12 protein-coding genes are annotated in these 17,233 nt (G+C 71.3%); 5 read left to right on the plus strand and 7 right to left on the minus strand.

All coding sequences use genetic code 11. The annotated features are described in order from the left end of the window. Positions 1 to 108 precede the first annotated feature (108 nt). On the minus strand, positions 109 to 1,440 hold the full coding sequence (locus G5C60_RS40540) for a copper amine oxidase (RefSeq protein WP_165267415.1): 1,332 nt from the start codon (positions 1,438 to 1,440) through the stop codon (positions 109 to 111). Between the two features lie 55 nt (positions 1,441 to 1,495). Then, positions 1,496 to 2,314 carry a Tat pathway signal sequence domain protein gene (locus tag G5C60_RS40545; protein ID WP_165267417.1) on the minus strand — a complete coding sequence of 273 codons (819 nt, stop codon included), beginning with the start codon at positions 2,312 to 2,314 and terminating at the stop codon, positions 1,496 to 1,498. A 183-nt stretch (positions 2,315 to 2,497) separates the two neighbouring features. Here G5C60_RS40545 and glgX point away from each other — a divergent pair, with 183 nt between their 5' ends. The 3 genes from glgX (at position 2,498) to G5C60_RS40560 (ending at position 8,560) form a co-directional block, all read left to right on the plus strand. Next, complete coding sequence (gene glgX, locus G5C60_RS40550; RefSeq protein WP_165267419.1) at positions 2,498 to 4,624, plus strand: glycogen debranching protein GlgX; 2,127 nt, start codon at positions 2,498 to 2,500, stop codon at positions 4,622 to 4,624. 188 nt (positions 4,625 to 4,812) lie between these two features. Further along, on the plus strand, positions 4,813 to 7,203 hold the full coding sequence (treY, locus tag G5C60_RS40555) for a malto-oligosyltrehalose synthase (protein WP_165267421.1): 2,391 nt from the start codon (positions 4,813 to 4,815) through the stop codon (positions 7,201 to 7,203). A gap of 109 nt (positions 7,204 to 7,312) precedes the next feature. Continuing rightward, on the plus strand, positions 7,313 to 8,560 hold the full coding sequence (locus G5C60_RS40560) for a M14 family zinc carboxypeptidase (protein WP_165267423.1): 1,248 nt from the start codon (positions 7,313 to 7,315) through the stop codon (positions 8,558 to 8,560). 110 nt (positions 8,561 to 8,670) lie between these two features. Here the strand turns inward: G5C60_RS40560 and G5C60_RS40565 are convergent, their stop codons facing one another. Together G5C60_RS40565 and G5C60_RS40570 are read right to left on the minus strand one after the other, a co-directional pair. After that, positions 8,671 to 9,999, minus strand: a complete 1,329-nt coding sequence (locus G5C60_RS40565; RefSeq protein WP_165267425.1) for a M14 family zinc carboxypeptidase — start codon at positions 9,997 to 9,999, stop codon at positions 8,671 to 8,673. Between the two features lie 210 nt (positions 10,000 to 10,209). Further along, positions 10,210 to 10,761 carry an FHA domain-containing protein gene (locus G5C60_RS40570; RefSeq protein ID WP_165267427.1) on the minus strand — a complete coding sequence of 184 codons (552 nt, stop codon included), beginning with the start codon at positions 10,759 to 10,761 and terminating at the stop codon, positions 10,210 to 10,212. A 187-nt stretch (positions 10,762 to 10,948) separates the two neighbouring features. Between G5C60_RS40570 and treZ the strand changes: the two genes are divergently transcribed. Continuing rightward, positions 10,949 to 12,694 carry a malto-oligosyltrehalose trehalohydrolase gene (gene treZ / locus G5C60_RS40575; RefSeq protein ID WP_165267429.1) on the plus strand — a complete coding sequence of 582 codons (1,746 nt, stop codon included), beginning with the start codon at positions 10,949 to 10,951 and terminating at the stop codon, positions 12,692 to 12,694. Here the strand turns inward: treZ and G5C60_RS40580 are convergent, their stop codons facing one another. From G5C60_RS40580 to G5C60_RS40590, 3 genes are all read right to left on the minus strand, one after another. Beyond that, on the minus strand, positions 12,695 to 13,621 hold the full coding sequence (locus G5C60_RS40580; RefSeq protein WP_165267431.1) for an aminoglycoside phosphotransferase family protein: 927 nt from the start codon (positions 13,619 to 13,621) through the stop codon (positions 12,695 to 12,697). 46 nt (positions 13,622 to 13,667) lie between these two features. Beyond that, on the minus strand, positions 13,668 to 14,798 hold the full coding sequence (locus tag G5C60_RS40585) for an aminopeptidase P family protein (protein ID WP_165267433.1): 1,131 nt from the start codon (positions 14,796 to 14,798) through the stop codon (positions 13,668 to 13,670). Positions 14,799 to 14,925: 127 nt separating this feature from the next. Further along, positions 14,926 to 15,549 carry a LysE family translocator gene (locus G5C60_RS40590; RefSeq protein WP_165267435.1) on the minus strand — a complete coding sequence of 208 codons (624 nt, stop codon included), beginning with the start codon at positions 15,547 to 15,549 and terminating at the stop codon, positions 14,926 to 14,928. 351 nt (positions 15,550 to 15,900) lie between these two features. Here G5C60_RS40590 and G5C60_RS40595 point away from each other — a divergent pair, with 351 nt between their 5' ends. Next, complete coding sequence (locus tag G5C60_RS40595; protein WP_165267437.1) at positions 15,901 to 17,181, plus strand: endonuclease/exonuclease/phosphatase family protein; 1,281 nt, start codon at positions 15,901 to 15,903, stop codon at positions 17,179 to 17,181. Positions 17,182 to 17,233 lie beyond the last annotated feature (52 nt).

A 17,233-nucleotide genomic window follows, 5' to 3' on the forward strand; every position in this document is an offset into this window, starting at 1 on the left:
GCCCACCCGCGCACCGCCTTCCGCTCCCCCGAGCACTCCCCCAGCCAACGATCAAGGAAGGGTACTCCGTGGGCGGTCGGCGGTGCAGCCGGATGGACAGGTCGTTTCTCAACCTCCTTCTTCCACTTGCCCGTTCTCGTCGGCAAGGGCGGGCGGAGTGAGCGGATTCATAGCGGTGACGTCGCGCGGGGTGAGGGAGAAGCCCTGCCAGTGGACCGGCATCGGCTGCTGGTCCTCGTCCCGGGCGACATGGTGGAAGCCGATGTTCACCCAGGCCACCGGGTGGGTGAGGTTCTGTCCGTTGACCCACTTGTCGACGGACTTGCCGCCTCCGGCACCGCAGTTGAGCAGGTTGTGGCTGGCGAACTGCTCGCACTTCTTGTACTGGGTGAAGTAGACGTCGTGCTTGGTGTAGCTGCGGCCCGGGTACTTGGACGTGGCGCCCGGGACGAACTCGTACGAACGGGCGTGTTCGTCCTTGTTCTTGCCGGTCGTGCTGACGACTCGCCACCAGCGCATGTTCTTGGCGTCGCCCGCGAGTTCCTTGGTGATCTTCGTGCGCGTGGTCTTGTTGCGCGGGGCCTCGCCGCCGGCGGCGGGCGGGCTGACCACGGAGTCGTACTGCTCGACCTTGTTCTTGGAGTTGCCGTCGAGGCCGAAGTTGAGCCGCCAGAAAACGTTGTGGCTGTGGCTGGTGGCGTAGTCCTTGGCGCCCTTGCCGATCGGCCAGCCGCGGCCGTCGCCCGCGTCGTAGTCGCCGGGCGAGAGGCTGCCGGTGGCGCCGACGTTCATGTTGATCTGGCCGTCGTCCTGGAAACGCCACTCGGTGATGTACTCGTACCAGCCGACCTGGTTGACGGTGTAGACGAGCAGGTCCTTGCCCTGCTGCTGGAAGACCTTGTTCGCGCTGTCGCCCTGCATGCGGTAGGCGTGGCCGCGGGACCGGGTGGTGGTGCACAGGCCCTTGACGTTCGGGTGCTCCGGGTCCCAGGCGTCCGGGACCTTGACGGTCTTGATGGTGCCGCCGGGGCACTCTCCGGGGGCCATGTTCATCAGGCCCTGTCCGAAGCCGGCGCCCGTGAGGTCGTCGTACTCGACCGAGCCGTCGTCGTAGGGGACATGGATCTGGGCGAGCTTCGCGCTGGTCAGGACGCGTATCGGACTGGCCTCGCCCTTGGGCTGGTACGAGACGTTCTCCAGGACGAGCCCGGCCTCGCTCTCGTAGCGCCAGCACATCGTCCACTTGGTGCCGGCGGCCAGTGTCTGCTCGATCTTGTACGCCGCGCTGCAGTCGGCGGCCGCCGCGGGGGCGGCCTTCGGCTTGGCCGCGGGTTCGGCGGCGGCCGGTCCCGCGGCCGTCGTCGCGCCGACGGTCAGGGCGGCCACCGAGAGGCCCACCGCGGTCCGGCTGCGGGCACGGCTGATTCTGTTCACGCGCATGGAGAGATGACTTCCTTAAAGAAGAGCGTGAGTTGGAAAAGTGGACGGAGGCGGCTCAGCCGACCTTGGCGACCTTGCGGGCGCTGAGATCGATCACCAGGTCACGGCTGTCGATCCAGGGCCCGTTCTTCGCCTTCACGAACAGACGCAGGCAGCGGTGCTCACCGCAGTCGGCGAGCGCTGCGGGCGTCCCGGGATTCGCCCGGAAGACCATGCTGTTGAGAAGGAGCTGGTCGGGCGTGGTCAGTTCGTTGCCGGTGGCGTCCTTGAAGTCCGCCTTCAGGCCGGCGCCGAGCGGGTCGGCGATCAGGAGCTTCGCGGCCTCGACGGTCTCGTCACGGCTGAGGGGCGGCTGGACACCCTGCTGGGTGTCCGTCGCCTCGACCTTGCCGGTGTCGAGGTTGACGGTCTTGGTGACGAGCGAGTCGTCCTTGTAGTCGTAGAACGACACCTCGGCGCGCCGCGGCGCGTCGGGGTCGTCCAGTTCGCTCGTCTCGGGGTCGGCGAGGTCGACTGTGATCGGCTCCGGGCCCCCGTCCCCCTCCACGTTCTCGCTGGAGCGCCGCAGCTGCTGGTCCAGGGCGAGCTGCTCGACGCGCTTGGTCTCGTCGTCGGTCAGCGGGTCGCGCCCCTTGCCCTCGTCGCCCTCGGCCGGGGCCTGCTCGACGACGCCCGGCTGCACGGCGGCCTGCCCCTGCTCCTGGCCCCCCTGTCCCGCCTCCTGGGCGCTCTGGCCGGCTCCCGTGCCACTGCCCGAGTCGTCGGCCCCCGCCGAGCCCGGCAGCGTGACGGCGACCATCACAGCGGTCCCGGCGACCGCTATGCCCGCCCCCGCCACCACCTTGCCCAGATGGCGGTGCACTATCTTGCGCACATTTCCCCCTACTCCCCTGTATTCCTAGGAGTCCCTTGAGCCCCACTGGTGTCGGCACTCATACCGTGTATGCACTGGTCGCTCGGTAAGAGGGACGTAAGTCATAGGTGGTTCCATCACTTTCGGGGAGACTCGGGCCGGAGTCGCCCCAAGCGACGTCGCACAACTGGAAGAGTCGTATCCATGCAGGTCTGGCCTGGACAGGCGTACCCACTCGGTGCCACGTATGACGGCGCCGGCACCAACTTCGCGGTCTTCTCGGAGGCCGCCGACCGAATCGAGCTGTGTCTGCTCCATGACGATGGTTCGGAGACGGCGATAGAGCTGCGGGAGTCGGACGCGTTCGTGCGGCACGCGTACCTGCCCGGCGTCATGCCCGGGCAGCGGTACGGCTTCCGTGTGCACGGTCCGTACGCGCCCGAGCGCGGGCAGCGCTGCAATTCCGCGAAGCTCCTGCTCGATCCGTACGCGCGTGCCATCAGCGGCAGCATCGACTGGGGCGAGGAGGTGTACGGCTATCACTTCGGGTCGCCGAACAAGCGCAACGATCTTGACTCGGCACCCCACATGATGTCCTCGGTGGTGGTCAACCCGTACTTCGACTGGGGCGACGACCGGCTCCCCCGCACGGAGTACCACGAGACAATGATCTACGAGGCCCATGTGAAGGGCCTCACCATGCGCCATCCGGCGCTGCCGGAGGAGCTGCGCGGCACGTACGCGGCGCTGGCGCATCCGGCGATCATCGAGCACCTGACGGAGCTGGGTGTGACGGCGCTGGAGCTGATGCCGGTCCACCAGTTCGTGAACGACCACCGTCTGGTGGACATGGGCCTGAACAACTACTGGGGCTACAACACGATCGGTTTCTTCGCCCCGCACAATGCGTACGCCTCCTGGGGCGACCGCGGACAGCAGGTCCTGGAGTTCAAGTCGGCCGTACGGGCGCTGCACGAGGCGGGCATCGAGGTCATCCTGGATGTCGTCTACAACCACACGGCGGAGGGCAACCACCTGGGGCCGACGCTGTCCTTCAGGGGCCTCGACAACGCCTCGTACTACCGGCTGACGGACGATCCCCGCTACTACATGGACACCACGGGGACGGGCAACTCCCTGCTGATGCGCTCCCCGCACGTGCTCCAGCTGATCATGGACTCGCTGCGCTACTGGGTCACCGAGATGCACGTCGACGGGTTCCGCTTCGACCTCGCGGCCACGCTGGCCCGGCAGTTCCACGAGGTGGACCGGCTGTCGTCGTTCTTCGACCTGGTGCAGCAGGACCCGGTGGTCTCCCAGGTGAAGCTGATCGCCGAACCGTGGGACGTCGGCGAGGGCGGCTACCAGGTGGGCAATTTCCCGCCGCTGTGGACGGAGTGGAACGGCAAGTACCGCGACACCGTACGGGACCTGTGGCGGGGCGAGCCGCGCACGCTCGCGGAGTTCGCGTCCCGGCTGACCGGCTCCTCCGACCTCTACCAGGACGACGGCCGGCGGCCGCTCGCCTCGATCAACTTCGTGACCTGCCACGACGGCTTCACGCTGCACGACATGGTGTCGTACAACGAGAAGCACAACGCGGCGAACGGCGAGGACAACCGCGACGGCGAGAGCCACAACCGGTCCTGGAACTGCGGGGTCGAGGGCGAGACCGACGACCCGGAGGTCCTGGAGCTGCGGGCGCGGCAGATGCGGAACTTCATCGCGACGCTGATGCTCTCCCAGGGCGTGCCGATGCTCAGCCACGGCGACGAGTTCGCGCGCACGCAGGGCGGCAACAACAACGCGTACTGCCAGGACAACGAGCTGGCCTGGGTGCCCTGGCCCGAGGATCCCGAGGCCGCCGAGAACGCCGCCGAGCTGCTCGCGTTCACGCGCGCGATGGTGTGGCTGCGCCGTGACCACCCGGTCTTCCGGCGGCGCCGGTTCTTCCACGGGCGGCCCGTGCAGGGCACCCACGACGAGCTGTCGGACATCGCCTGGTTCACCCCGGCGGGCAAGGAGATGACCCAGCGCGACTGGAACTCCACGCAGGCGCGGGCGCTGTCCGTCTTCCTCAACGGCAACGCGATCTCCGAGCCGGGCCCGCGCGGGGAGCGCATCAGCGACGACTCGTTCCTGCTGATGTTCAACGCCTCGCCCAAGACCATGGAGTTCGTGGTGCCGGTCGACCACGGGCGGCAGTGGCAGGTGGTCGTCGACACGTCGCGGTCGGAGGGGATGCCGCCGGCGACGGGGGCGAAGGTCCAGGCGGGCGACCGGCTGACGCTGGTGGACCGGAGCGTGATGGTGTTGCAGCGACCCGCGTGATGTCGCAGCCCCGCGCCCCTGAAGGAGGCCGCAGGCCTTCCTTCAGGGGCGCGGGGCTGTATCAATTTGCGGCTCCGCCGCGTGGGCGCGACCAGCCACAGCCGACCCGCAGCGTCAAAACTGCCCCTCCCAACGGAGCGCCAGCGTGTCTATGACACGAAAGGCTCCCCTGCGGGTACGTAGGTGCCATGACACCTGAGCGCCACGAACAGGCTCCGACCGCCACGTACCGGCTTCAGCTGCAGCCGGAGTTCCCGTTCGGGGCCGCCGCGGCGGCTGTGCCGTATCTGGCTTCGATCGGCGTCTCGCATCTGCATCTGTCGCCGGTGCTGGAGGCCGTGCCGGGGTCGCTGCACGGCTACGACGTGGTGGACCACGCGCGCGTGCGGGACGAGCTGGGCGGCGAGGAGGGCCTGCGGTCCCTGTCGCGCACCGCGCGGGAGCACGGCCTGGGGCTCGTGGTGGACATCGTGCCGAACCACATGGCGATGGTCCCGCGCCACAACCGCCCCCTGTGGGAGGTGCTGCGCGAGGGTCCGGGCTCGCCGTACGCGCGCTGGTTCGACATCGACTGGCAGGCCCAGGACGGCCGGGTGCTGCTGCCGGTGCTCGGCGGGCGGCTCGGTGCGGAGATCGGCTCCCTGGAGGTCGACGGCGACGTGCTGCGCTATCACGAACATGCGTTCCCCTTGCGCGCCGGCACCGAGGACCTGCCGCTGCCTCAGCTCCTGGACGCGCAGTGGTACCGCCTGGGCTGGTGGCGGCTGGCCCGTACCGATCTCAACTACCGGCGTTTCTTCAGCATTTCGGAGCTGATCGGGGTACGGGTGGAGGACCCGGAGGTGTTCGAGGCCACCCACGCGAAGACCCTTCAGCTGCTGCACGACGGCGTGGTCGACGGGCTGCGGATCGACCACCCGGACGGCCTCGCGGACCCGGACGCGTACCTCCAGCGGCTCCACGAGGCGACGGGCGGACGCTGGACGGTGGTCGAGAAGATCCTCGCGGAGAGCGAACCGCTGCCCGCCGCGTGGCCGGTCGCGGGCACCACCGGCTACGACGCGCTGCGGCACATCGACGGCCTGTTCACGGACCCGGCGGGCGCGGGGGAACTCCTCGGCCAGTACCGGCGGTTCGCGTACCCGCAGGCCGACCGTGGCGGCGTCTGGGAGGCGACCGTGCGGCGGGCCGCGTACAAGGTGGTCCATCACGAGCTCGCCACCGAGATCGACCGCCTCATCCGCGAGGCCGACCGCCTGTGCCGCACCTCCCCGGACCCCGAGCTGCGCGACCACGCCCCCTGGGCCCTGGGCACCGCGCTGCGCGAACTCCTCGTACGACTCGAGGTCTACCGGCCGTATGCCTCCTCGGACGCCGCGTCGGTCGTCACCGAGGAGGCCGCGCACGAGGCCCGGCAGGCCTTCACGGTGCCCGAGGAGTCCCATGCGGTGGACGTCGTACGGGACCTGGTGCTCGGCCGGATGGGTGACGGGCCCGAGTACGAGGGGTTCCGGGCCCGGTTCGCGCAGACCGCGTCGGCGCTGCGGGCCAAGTCGGTGGAGGACACGGCGTTCTACCGGTATGTGCCCGTCCTGTCGGTGAACGAGGTGGGCGGCGAGCCCGGGGTGCCCACCGTGTCCCCGGAGGACTTCCACGCGTACTGCGCGCGCGTGCAGCGCGACTGGCCCGCCACCGGCACCGTACTGTCCACGCACGACACCAAGCGCAGCGCCGATGTGCGGGCGGCGATCTCCGTGCTCACCCAGTGCCCGCTGCGCTGGGCCGATCTGCTGGCCGAGGTGACCGGGCAGATGGCGGTCGACGGGGTGGGCGCACCGGATCCCCAGGTGGCGTGGGCCGCGTGGCAGACGACGATCGGCCTCGGGCCCGCGGCCGAGGACCGGCTTCAGGGCGCCTTGTTGAAGCACGTCCGGGAGGCCGGTCTGTTCACCTCGTGGACCGAGCAGGATCCCGCGTACGAGGCCTCTGTGGCCGCGTTCCTCAGGGCGGGGCCGTGCGGGGCGCCCGGACGGCGCGCGGCCGAGTTCAGGGTCTCCCTGGAGCCGCATGTGCGGGCGAACGCCCTCGGGGCGGCCCTGGTCCATCTGACGATGCCGGGCGTGCCGGACGTCTATCAGGGTACGGAGGTCGAATACCGGGCGCTCGTGGACCCGGACAACCGGCGGACGGTCCACTTCCCGCCGAAGGACTCGGGTGATCTGTCCACGGAGAAGGCCGCGCTCACCACGACCGCGCTGCGACTGCGCAGGGAGCGCCCCACCGTGTTCGGCGAGTCGGCGGCGTACGCCCCGCTCGACGCGGAGGGCCCGGCCGCCGCGCACTGCGTGGCATTCGTACGCTCCGCAGAGGTGATCACCGCCGTCACACGGCTGTCGCTGCGCCTGGAGGAGGCGGGCGGCTGGCGCGACACACTGCTGCCGCTGCCCGCCGGACGGTGGGCCGATCTGCTCACCCCGGGAAGGGAGTTCACGGGGCACGCGCGCGTGGAGGTGCTTTTCGAGCGGTTGCCGGTGGTGCTCCTGGAACGGGTGGGCGATGCCGAAGGCTCGCGTGCCTGACCTCCGCGCTGTCCGAGCGCCCGCACGCCGTCGGTCACCTCCTTGACAGTTCACGCAGTACGTGGAGTACTGCGGATTGCGACGCCGGGCAGTAGGGCCCAAGACGGGGGTGAGTCTCCTGCCGGAACCGCGCTACCCCAATGTGACCGAACTCGTCGCGTCCGCCCGGGCGCTGGCGGCTCATCGGCCCGGTCTGTGCTCCCTCGATCAAGTCGGCGTCTCGCGCGCGGGGCGGCCCCTGCACCTGCTGTCCCTGGGGCATGCCGAGCGTGCCGTGCTGGTCGTCGCGGGTGCGCACGCCAATGAACCCACCGGCGGTTCCACCTTGTTGTCGCTGGCCGAGCGGGTCCTGTACGAGCGGCAGTTGAGGGCCGGCACGTCCTGGCACTTCCTGCTCTGCGCGGACCCGGACGGGGCCAGCCTCCATGAGACGCCCGCGCCGCGGAACCTGCTCGACTACCACCTGGGCTTCTTCCGCCCGGCGGGGCCCGAGCAGCCGGAGTGGTCGCCGTCCGTGCTGCCGCCCGACCGGCTGCCGCCCGAGACGCGGGCCCTCATCGGGGTCATCGACGAGCTCCGCCCCTACCTCCAGGCGACCCTCCACGGGACCGATCTGGGCGGCAGCTGGGTGCAGTTGACGAAGGACGTCCCGGGTCTTGCGGAGCCGTTCGCCAAGTCCGCGGCGGAGCTGCACATTCCGGTCGAGACGGGAGCCTCGGACGCCGCGGGCTGGCCGACATCGGGGCCCGGTGTGCATGTGATGCCCGCGCCCGGCTCGGACGCGCCGTACCCGAGCATTCCGGACGACGCCCGGCACAGCACCTGGTACCACGCCCACCGGTACGGCGGCCTGACCGCGGTCGTCGAGGTGCCGATGTGGGCCAGCGACCTGGTGGACGACCCCGCGCCGCATCCCGCCCCGGCCGCGGCGATGCGACGCCTGGCGCGACGGCTCCTGCGCGACTCGCTCCAGGTGGAGGGTGTCCTCGCCGATGCGCTGCCACGCCTTTCAGGGCCCGACGGGCCGCTGTTGCGTGCCACGAAGTGGGCCCTGGAGCTGGTGCCGGGGCTGGCGTGCGACTGGATCCAGCGGCCTCCTCCGGACACGACGATGGCGTACGTCGGAAGTGTGGACGCGTTCGGCCGCCGGCTTCCGCTGCGGGCCGCCGCGATGCTCCTGCGGGTCCTCCAGGAGGCCGACGACCGGGCGGTCCCGCCCCTGGAACGCCTCGTCGCCTCCTGGAGCGAGGCCTTCGCCGAACGGTTCCGTGCGCGCTGGGTGCCGCTGGAGCACCAGGTCGAGCATCAGAGCCGCACGGTGGTGGCGGCGGCGCGGCATGCACGGGACCGGGCGTGAGCGCTCCGCTGGGAGAACGGTTATGAACCTGCGGGTCGGTGGGGGCTGGTCGCGCAGTTCCCCGCGCCCCTAGGAGGCCTGCGGCCTCCTAGGGGCGCGGTACTGCCAGCTCACTCGAACGGCACCTCGGCTCTGGCTGGGGGAGCGCCGACCGGGCTTGCGTCGGGGCGTGACACGGGGGGTCGGCGGCCCGTCAGTTCGAAGGCGTGGAGGACCACCCGCGCCTGGTACTCGACCTGCCGCGCGACCGGGATCCAGCGCGCCTGGTGCCCATGGTGGTAGTCCACGCACCATTCGTCGATGAGCCGGTCGAGGTCCGGCAGCGCGCCGGACGGGTCGCGCCCGGAGCACGTCACGAGCTGGTGCAACAGGCCCGCCGTACGCAGCGCTATCCGCCGCGCGGAGATACGCAGGGCCGTCAGGCGTGCGGTGTCGAGCGGCGGCAGTGGATGCGTACCGCCGTCGGCGTCCGTGTCGGGGTCCCAGGAGTCGGCGAGGCCGGGGCAGACCAGTAAATAGTCGTCGACCGGCGCGAGGAGAGAGGCCGTGTCCGCTGCCGCGCCGAGGCCGGGGCGGATCCGCGTCAGCAGCTCCTCCAGAAGCCGTGTGTCGCGGCGCAGCGTGCGGCTCACGCCCCGGAGCACCCCGTCGGGGTCGGCGGGCGGCGAGGCGTCCTCCACGGCCTGTACGCCCCACATGGGCGCCTCGACGACCGCGGTCACCGTGCCGTACCGGTGCGGGTGGAACCAGGTGGACTCGACGGCCGCCTCCGTGATGGCGGCGGCCAGGTCCGCGCGCCGCGGGGGCGGGATGCGGTAGACGGCGGGGCCCAGGGTCGGCCAGTACAGCGTGTCGTACGGCCCGAGTTCGAGCGGGATGCCCAGGCGGGCGGCGGTGTGGGCGAGGCGGGGCGCGAGGCCCGGCAGTTCGCGGGTCAGCTCGACGAAGCCGCCGCCCACGTCGACGCCGTGCAGGGAGGCCTGGAAGACGGGCCGCAGTTCGTCCTGGAGGTCGAGCAGGACGCGGGTCTCCGGCAGGGCGGCGCCCTCCGCGCCGTCGGGCAGCCACTCGGGCTGCTCCAGGAAGCCGGGGCGGAAGAAGTGCCGGAAGTAGTGGCCGAGGGTGTACGGGCCCGACAGCCAGCCCTCGTTGCGGCGCGCGCCGTCCGGGTCGAGGCACAGCAGCAGGTTCCAGGTCGCGTCGGCGCCTTCGCACAGCCGGGGGTCGGCCAGCGCCCGTTCGGCGAGCCGCAGGGCGGTGGCGCCGCCCACGGGCTCGTTGGCGTGCGGGCCCGCGACGACGAGGACCTGACGGCTGCCGTGTCCGACGGACAGCAGCCACAGTGGAAGCCCGGCGCGTGACGTGCCCACCCTGCGCAGCCGGGCGTTCTTCGGGCTGCGCTCGACGAGCGCGGCAGCCCGGACGCGCAGCTCGTCCACGGACGGGTAGCGGAGGAGTTGCGGCAGGGTCTTACCTCCGCTGCGAGTGGCCGTCGGTTCACTTGGTGTGCATGGTGTACGCACAGTGAGTCACGACTGCGCGGGTACGTCAACACCGCCGCGCAAGTGGGATATTCGGCCGTCATGGGCCACTTTCCGGAGGCGCCGATTCCGCCGGCCGGCTTGGAGTGTTCAGGCAGTTTGGAGTGTTCAGGCCGAGGCGAGCCGGAACGACATCCGTCCGAAGCTGACCTGATCGCCGTCCTTGACCACTGCGGCGCTGATCACGCGCCGGCCGTTGACGGACGTGCCGTTGGTCGAGCCGAGGTCGCGCAGCACCCACATGCCGCCCTGGCGGGTGAGTTCGGCGTGCACGCGGGACACCGTCTCGTGGCTGAGCCTGAGCCCGCTGGCCGGGTCGCGGCCGATGCGCAGCGGGTACGGACTGTCGGGGCGGGGCAGCAGCAGCTTGGGGAGCCGCTCGGCCTGCCAGGCCCTGCGCAGCCGTACGGTGAAGCCGGAAACCGCCTCCACGGCGCCGAACACCAGCCGCGACCACCGGCTCTCGGTGCGCAGGTCCGCGGTGAGCGCGGCGAGTTCGTCGGGCGTGCGGGCGGCGAGCGCGAGCTCCATCCGGAGGACGAACGTGTGGTGCGAGAGCCTTCCCCGGGCGACGCCCTCCTGGAGCACACTCAATGCTCTGTCCCGCTCGGCGTCCGACAGCCGCGCGGGGTAGGTGTGGAACTCGAAAGACGACGTCACGCTGGTGATTGTCGGTCAGCGGGGCCAAGGTGTCCAGAAAAACAAGAACTTGAGACACCTCTGGTTCGGTACTGCGACCGACGCCGGGGTCAATCCTTCGTTCGAGGGGATTCAGCGGCGCATTGATCTCGTGTGACGCACCATGGGACCGGCGAGATCACGGTGAGCAGACGAGGGAGAACCGTCCGTGCAGTTCGAGGTGTGGGCACCACAGGCCGACCGTATGACGCTCCACTGCGCGGGCAGCACGCAGTCACTGGAGCACGATCAGGACCGCGCGGGGTGGTGGACGGGTGAGGCGGAGGCCGAGGACGGGACGCGGTACGGGTTCGCGGTGGACGACGGCCCGGTGCTGCCCGACCCGCGCTCGCGGCGGCAGCCCGACGGGCCCGACGGGCTCAGCGCGGTCGTCGACCACGACCGGTACGCGTGGCGCGCCGAGTGGGCCGGGCGCGGGCTGCCGGGCGCGGTGCTGTACGAGCTGCACGTGGGGACGTACACGCGCGAGGGCACCCTGGACGCGGCGGCCGAGCGTCTCGGGCACCTCGCGGAACTGGGGATCACCCACGTCGAGTTGATGCCGCTGTGCCCGTTCCCGGGGCGGCACGGCTGGGGCTACGAGGGCGTCTCGCTGTGGGCGGTGCACGAGCCGTACGGCGGCCCTGAGGCGCTGAAGCGTTTCGTCGACCGGGCGCACGAGCTCGGGCTCGGTGTCGTCCTGGACGTCGTGCACAACCACTTCGGCCCGTCCGGCAATCATCTGCCCGCGTTCGGCCCCTACTTGACAGACGCGCATCACACGCCCTGGGGCGCGGCCGTCAACCTGGACGCGCCCGGCTCGGACGAGGTGCGCGCGTATCTGCTGGGCAGCGCCCTGGCGTGGCTGCGCGACTACCGGCTCGACGGACTGCGTCTGGACGCCGTGCACGCGCTGCGCGACACGCGCGCGTGTCACTTCCTGGAGGAGCTGTCGGCCGCCGTGGACACGCTCTCCGGGGAACTGGACCGGCCGCTCTTCCTCGTCGCCGAGTCCGACCTGGGCGACCCGCGGCTGATCACGCCCCGCAGGGAGAACGGGCTCGGGCTGCACGCGCAGTGGAACGACGACTTCCATCACGCGCTGCACACCACGCTGACCGGTGAGACGCAGGGCTACTACGAGGACTTCGCCCGGGCCCCGCTCGCGGCCCTCGCGAAGACGCTGACGGGCGGCTTCTTCCACGACGGCACGTACTCCAGCTTCCGTGGCCGCCGTCATGGCCGCCCCCTGGACCGTACGCGGGTCTCCGCGCACCGTCTCCTCGGCTACGCGCAGACCCACGACCAGGTCGGCAACCGCGCCCAGGGCGACCGGCTCTCCGCCTCCCTCTCCCCCGGCCTGCTGGCCTGCGGGGCGGCGCTGACGCTCACCGGGCCGTTCACGCCGATGCTGTTCATGGGTGAGGAGTGGGCCGCGGGCACGCCCTGGCAGTTCTTCACCGACCACACGGACCCGGAGCTGGCGGAGGCCGTACGGCGGGGCAGGCGGCGGGAATTCGCGGCGCACGGCTGGGCCGAGGAAGACGTCCCCGATCCCCAGGACCCGGCGACCCGCGACCGCTCCTGCCTCGACTGGTCCGAGCCGGAGAACGAGCCCCACGCGCGCGTGCTCGCCTGGTACCGGGAACTCATCGCCCTCCGGCACGACCAGGCAGACCTCACCGACCCCGACCTCGCGGACGTCAAGGTCGCCTACGACGAGGAGGGCCGCTGGCTCGCGTTCCGCCGGGGTGACGTCCGGGTGGCCGTGAACCTCGGCAAGGAGACCGCGCCGATCCCTCTCGGCACGGCTCGCGTGCGCATGCTGGCGGCTTGGGAGCCGGTCGAAGTGCCGGGCGCGGACGGCCTGTTGAGCCTGCCGGGCGAGTCGTGTGTGGTGCTGACGCAGGAGTGATCAGTCGTCGTCGCGCAGTTCCGTGACCCGTTCGAGGAGGATCGCCTCCCAGGAACGGTCCAGCTGGGAGCGCAGCGGGGGCAGAGGGCCGCTGCCGCGGCCCTGGAGGCGGTCGGCGAGGCGGATCAGGGCGTCGCAGCGGGCCAGCCACAGGCCGCGCAGGCAGGGGCGGGCACCGTACCCGGCGAGGGTCGCCGCGCGGACGGCCGCCGGGGCGCCGACGGCGAGCGCGAGACCGGCGATGTCCTCGGCGGGGTCGCCGACCACCGCGTCGGCCCAGCCGAGAACGCCGCGTACGCGCCCGTCGGCGCTCACCACGAGGTGCCCGCCCCCGAGGTCGTGGTGGACGAGGACGGCGCCCTGGGGCTGCGCGGCGAGCTGGACGGCGGCGGGCGCGGTGAGCTGCTGGAGCCGCGCGGCGTCGAACTCGTCGGCCTCGGCGAGCTGTTCGGCGGCGCGCGCGGCGGCGGCCCGCAGCGCCTCAAGGGACCGGGGCGCGACACGGGGCACACCGAGCATCTCGGCCTGGCGTACGGGCACCTCGCGCAGGCCGGTGAGCAGCCCGGCCAGGTCGGCCTCACCGACGGCGGAGACGTCGTGCCGCTCGGCGGAGCCACCGGAGCCGCCCGGGACGCGGCTGTCGAGCGTGTAGGTGAGGCCGACGGCCCACTCACCGTGCGCGATGCTCACCGGGACGCCGACCGGGATGTGCGGGCGCACCAGGTCGCGCAGCCGCAGTTCGCGTCGCTGGCGCGCGGAGGCCTCGCGGTCCGGGGCGAGGCGCAGCACATGACGCGTGCCGACGAACCAGGTGGAAGCCTCGCCGCCCTCGCCGACGGGCCGGATGTCGGAGCTGCCGCCGTCCGGGAGCAGGGAGCGGACGAGGCGTCGCACGGTGTCCGCGGTGGGTGTCGCTGCCTGGGTCATGGTCGCGCCGTTGCCGTTCGGGGTCCTCGGTCTCCTTCAGGGGCGGTCAGTGGACGATGGCCATCTCTCGGGCGGTGTTGTTGAGGCGGCGTCCGCCGTCCTCGGTGACCGTCACGATGTCCTCGATACGCACTCCGAAACGGCCCGGGAGATAAATGCCGGGCTCTACGGAGAAGCACATCCCGGGCACGAGAGGCTGCTTCTCGCCTTCCACCATGTAGGGCGGTTCGTGGGTGGTGACTCCGATGCCGTGCCCGGTGCGGTGGATGAAGCGGTCCCCGTACCCGGCCTCGGTGATGTACGCGCGGGCCACCCGGTCGACGTCCTCGCAGGCGATGCCGGGTTTCACCGCCCGGAACGCCGCCTCCTGGGCCTCCCGGACGACGTCGTGCACCCGCTGCTCGGTGACGCTCGGCTCACCGACGTGCACCGTACGGGAGGTGTCGGAGCCGTAGCCGTGCTTCAGGCCGCCGAAGTCGAGGACGACCATGTCGCCGTGCTCGATGACGCGCTCGCCCGCCTCGTGGTGCGGATTCGCGCCGTTCGGGCCCGAGCCGACGACCGTGAAGTCCACCTGGGAGTGCCCGGACCGGCGCAGCAGCTCGGCCAGATCCGCGGCGACGTCCCTCTCGCGGCGGCCCGCGAAGGGAACGTTCAGGATCTCCTCGTACGTCTCGTCCGCGGCTGCGCCGGCCGCCGCCAGGCGTTCCAGTTCGGCGGCGTCCTTGACGGCGCGCAGCATCGGCAGGCCCTCGCTGAGCGAGGCGTAAGAGGTGCCGGGCAGCTCCCGCTGGAGGCCCAGCAGGTGCATCGCCCACGTGTTGTCGCTGATGCCGAAGCGGCCCGAGGCGTCGAGGAGGGGGGCGGTCGCCGCGTACGGGTCCTTGCCGTCGGTCCAGTCGCGCAGCGTCAGCGCGGGCGCTCCCGTGGCCTTCGCGGCGTCCGGGGCCTCCAGGGTGGGCACGACGAGAACGGGTTCCGGGTCGTCCCCGGCGGCGAGCACCAGCAGTGTGAGCCGCTCGGTGTCGGCGGGCGGTGCGTAGCCGGTGAGCCACACCAGGTCGGGGCCGGGCGCGACCAGCACCCCGGCGAGTCCCGCGTCGGCGGCCGCCCGCGCGGCGCGCCGCATACGAGCCCGGTAGTCGTCGGCGGTGAAGGGCGCGGGCGTGGCGGTCATCCGGGCCTCCGTAGGTCAAATGGGTCTACGGTCAGCCATCCTGCCCGGACAGCGGGGGCGACGCGAGCCAGTGAGCACCCCTTTCCCGGGTGTGACCGGTTCCCGCAAGGGGCGCCCGGTGGCGGTATCAGCTCTCCAGCGCGAGGCGTGCGCCCAGGAGCAGCAGCACGCCACCGGAGACCTGCTCGAGCCGGCGCCGCACCCCGGCCCGGGACAGCACCGCCTTCATCCGGCCGACGAACCACACGTACGTGCTGTAGTAGCCGACCTCGAAGACCGCCCAGAGCGCGGCGAGCCCCACCATGGTGGGCAGATGCGGCGCTCCCTCGGGCACGAACTGCGGGAGGAAGGACATCGCGAAGATCGCCGCCTTGGGGTTGGCGAGATTCAGCAGCAGCCCACCCCGGTAGGAGGACCAGCCGCTCTTCTCGACGGCTTCCTCTGCGCCCGGATCCGCCGCGCCCTTCGCGTGCCGTGCCTGCCACAGCGTCTGCACACCGAAGACGACGAGGACGACGGCACCGACGATGCGCATCACGTCGTACGCCACTTCGGAGGCGGCCAGCAGCGCGGTCAACCCGAACGCCGCGAGGATCCCCCAGACGAAGACGCCGGTCTCGTTGCCCAGCACTGTCAGGAACCCGGAGCGTCTGCTGCGTATCGACTGCTTGATGATCAGCACCGTGCTCGGTCCGGGCGAGGCGGCGATCAGCAGGCAGGCGCCGAGGAAGGCGAGCAGGGTACTCAACATGGGGCCATCGTCGTCCGCGGACGGGTGGGCGGCCAGTGCTTTCCGGGCTTTCCGGGTGACCGACGGCGGCGGCTCACGGCGGCGGCTCGCTCCGGCACCCGATTGTTCGGGTGCCGGAGCGAGCCTTTGTACTCAAGCCGCGCGCGCTCAGGCCGTGTGACCTTCGTGGGTCAGCGTCTTTGGCGGGCGTCTTTGGCGGGCGTACACCGTGATGTTGATGGTCCGACAGCCCCGCTTCACCGTCGGCCGCGAGTCCTCGGAACCCCCTTGTGGCAGCCGCGTCTACGCGCAGAGACTACGGGGGTTCACGTGTTCCCCCCTCCTCCTCTTCCCTCCTCCTCCGGAGCTTCGATGAACCACCCCAGACCGCAACGTCCACCGTTCTCGCGCCGTGCCGCGCTCACCGGTCTCGCCGGTCTCGCCGGAGCGGCGCTGGCCGGCACGACGGCGTCCGGCGCGACCGCGTACGGCGGCCCCGCGAGCGCGTCCCGACGAGCCGTCCGTTTCGCCACGTTCAACGCCTCGCTGAACCGTGGCACTCAGGGCGCCCTCGTCACGGACCTGTCCACGCCGGACAACCAGCAGGCGCGGAACGCCGCCGAGACCATCCAGCGCGTCGACCCGGACGTCCTCCTGATCAACGAGTTCGATTACGACGCGACCGGGGCCGCCGTCCGCCTGTTCCTGAGCAACTACCTGGCCGTCGGCCAGAACGGTGCGAAGCCGGTCCGCTACCCGTACCGCTTCACCGCTCCCGTGAACACGGGCGTGGCCTCCGGGGTGGACTTCGACGGCAAGAACGGCGCCGTCACCACGCCTGGTTCCGACGCGTACGGGCAGGACGCGTTCGGGTACGGCTTCTTCCCGGGGCAGTACGGCATGGTCGTCCTCTCCAAGTACCCGATCGACGTCCGCGCGGCCCGTACCTTCCAGCGCTTCCTGTGGAAGGACATGCCTGGCAACGTCATGCCGCCGGGGTACTACAGCGCGGCGGCCCAGGCGGTCTTCCGGCTCTCCTCCAAGAGCCACTGGGACCTGCCGATCCGCCTCGGCCACGGCCGGTCCTCCACCGTCCATTTCCTCGTCTCGCATCCCACTCCGCCCACCTTCGACGGGCCTGAGGACCGCAACGGCCGTCGCAACCACGACGAGATCCGGCTCTGGGCCGACTACATCGGTGGTCGCCGGCGCGGCGCGTACCTGTACGACGACAAGGGCGTACGGGGCGGGCTGCGGCCCGGGGCACGATTCGTGATCGCGGGCGACCTGAACGCCGACCCGTACGACGGCGACAGTTACGACCACGCGGTCCGCCAGCTCCTGGACCACAAGGCGGTCAATCTGCCCGCCACGCCGCCGTCTGCCCGCGGTGGTGTCGAGGCGGCCCGCCTCCAGGGTGGCGCGAACGTCTCCCACGTCGGCGACCCCGCCTACGACACGGCCGACTTCAACGACGCCGCGCCCGGCAATCTGCGCGTGGACCACGTCATTCCGTCGCACGGTCTTGTCCCCGTCGCGAACGGCGTCTTCTGGCCGACGTCGGATGATCCGCTGTATCGGCTGGTCGGCAACGGCACGAGTGTTCCGACGTCGGATCACCGGTTGGTGTGGCAGGACGTACGCCTGGGCTGAGGCCGGGGGGTGTTTCGCCCCCGCCGCCCCTACCCTTCCCGTCCTCTGGGGC

The sequence above is a fragment of the Streptomyces scabichelini genome, assembly GCF_011045015.1.
GTDB classification, from domain to species: Bacteria; Actinomycetota; Actinomycetes; order Streptomycetales; family Streptomycetaceae; genus Streptomyces; species Streptomyces scabichelini.

Excerpts from the sequence above, each read along its gene's own strand:
- G5C60_RS40540 (WP_165267415.1), bottom strand. The coding sequence starts at position 1,440 with ATGCGCGTGAACAGAATCAGCCGTGCCCGCAGCCGGACCGCGGTGGGC.
- glgX (WP_165267419.1), top strand. The coding sequence starts at position 2,498 with ATGCAGGTCTGGCCTGGACAGGCGTACCCACTCGGTGCCACGTATGAC.
- treY (WP_165267421.1), top strand. The coding sequence starts at position 4,813 with ATGACACCTGAGCGCCACGAACAGGCTCCGACCGCCACGTACCGGCTT.
- G5C60_RS40580 (WP_165267431.1), bottom strand. The coding sequence starts at position 13,621 with ATGACCCAGGCAGCGACACCCACCGCGGACACCGTGCGACGCCTCGTC.
- G5C60_RS40585 (WP_165267433.1), bottom strand. The coding sequence starts at position 14,798 with ATGACCGCCACGCCCGCGCCCTTCACCGCCGACGACTACCGGGCTCGT.
- G5C60_RS40590 (WP_165267435.1), bottom strand. The coding sequence starts at position 15,549 with ATGTTGAGTACCCTGCTCGCCTTCCTCGGCGCCTGCCTGCTGATCGCC.
- G5C60_RS40595 (WP_165267437.1), top strand. The coding sequence starts at position 15,901 with ATGAACCACCCCAGACCGCAACGTCCACCGTTCTCGCGCCGTGCCGCG.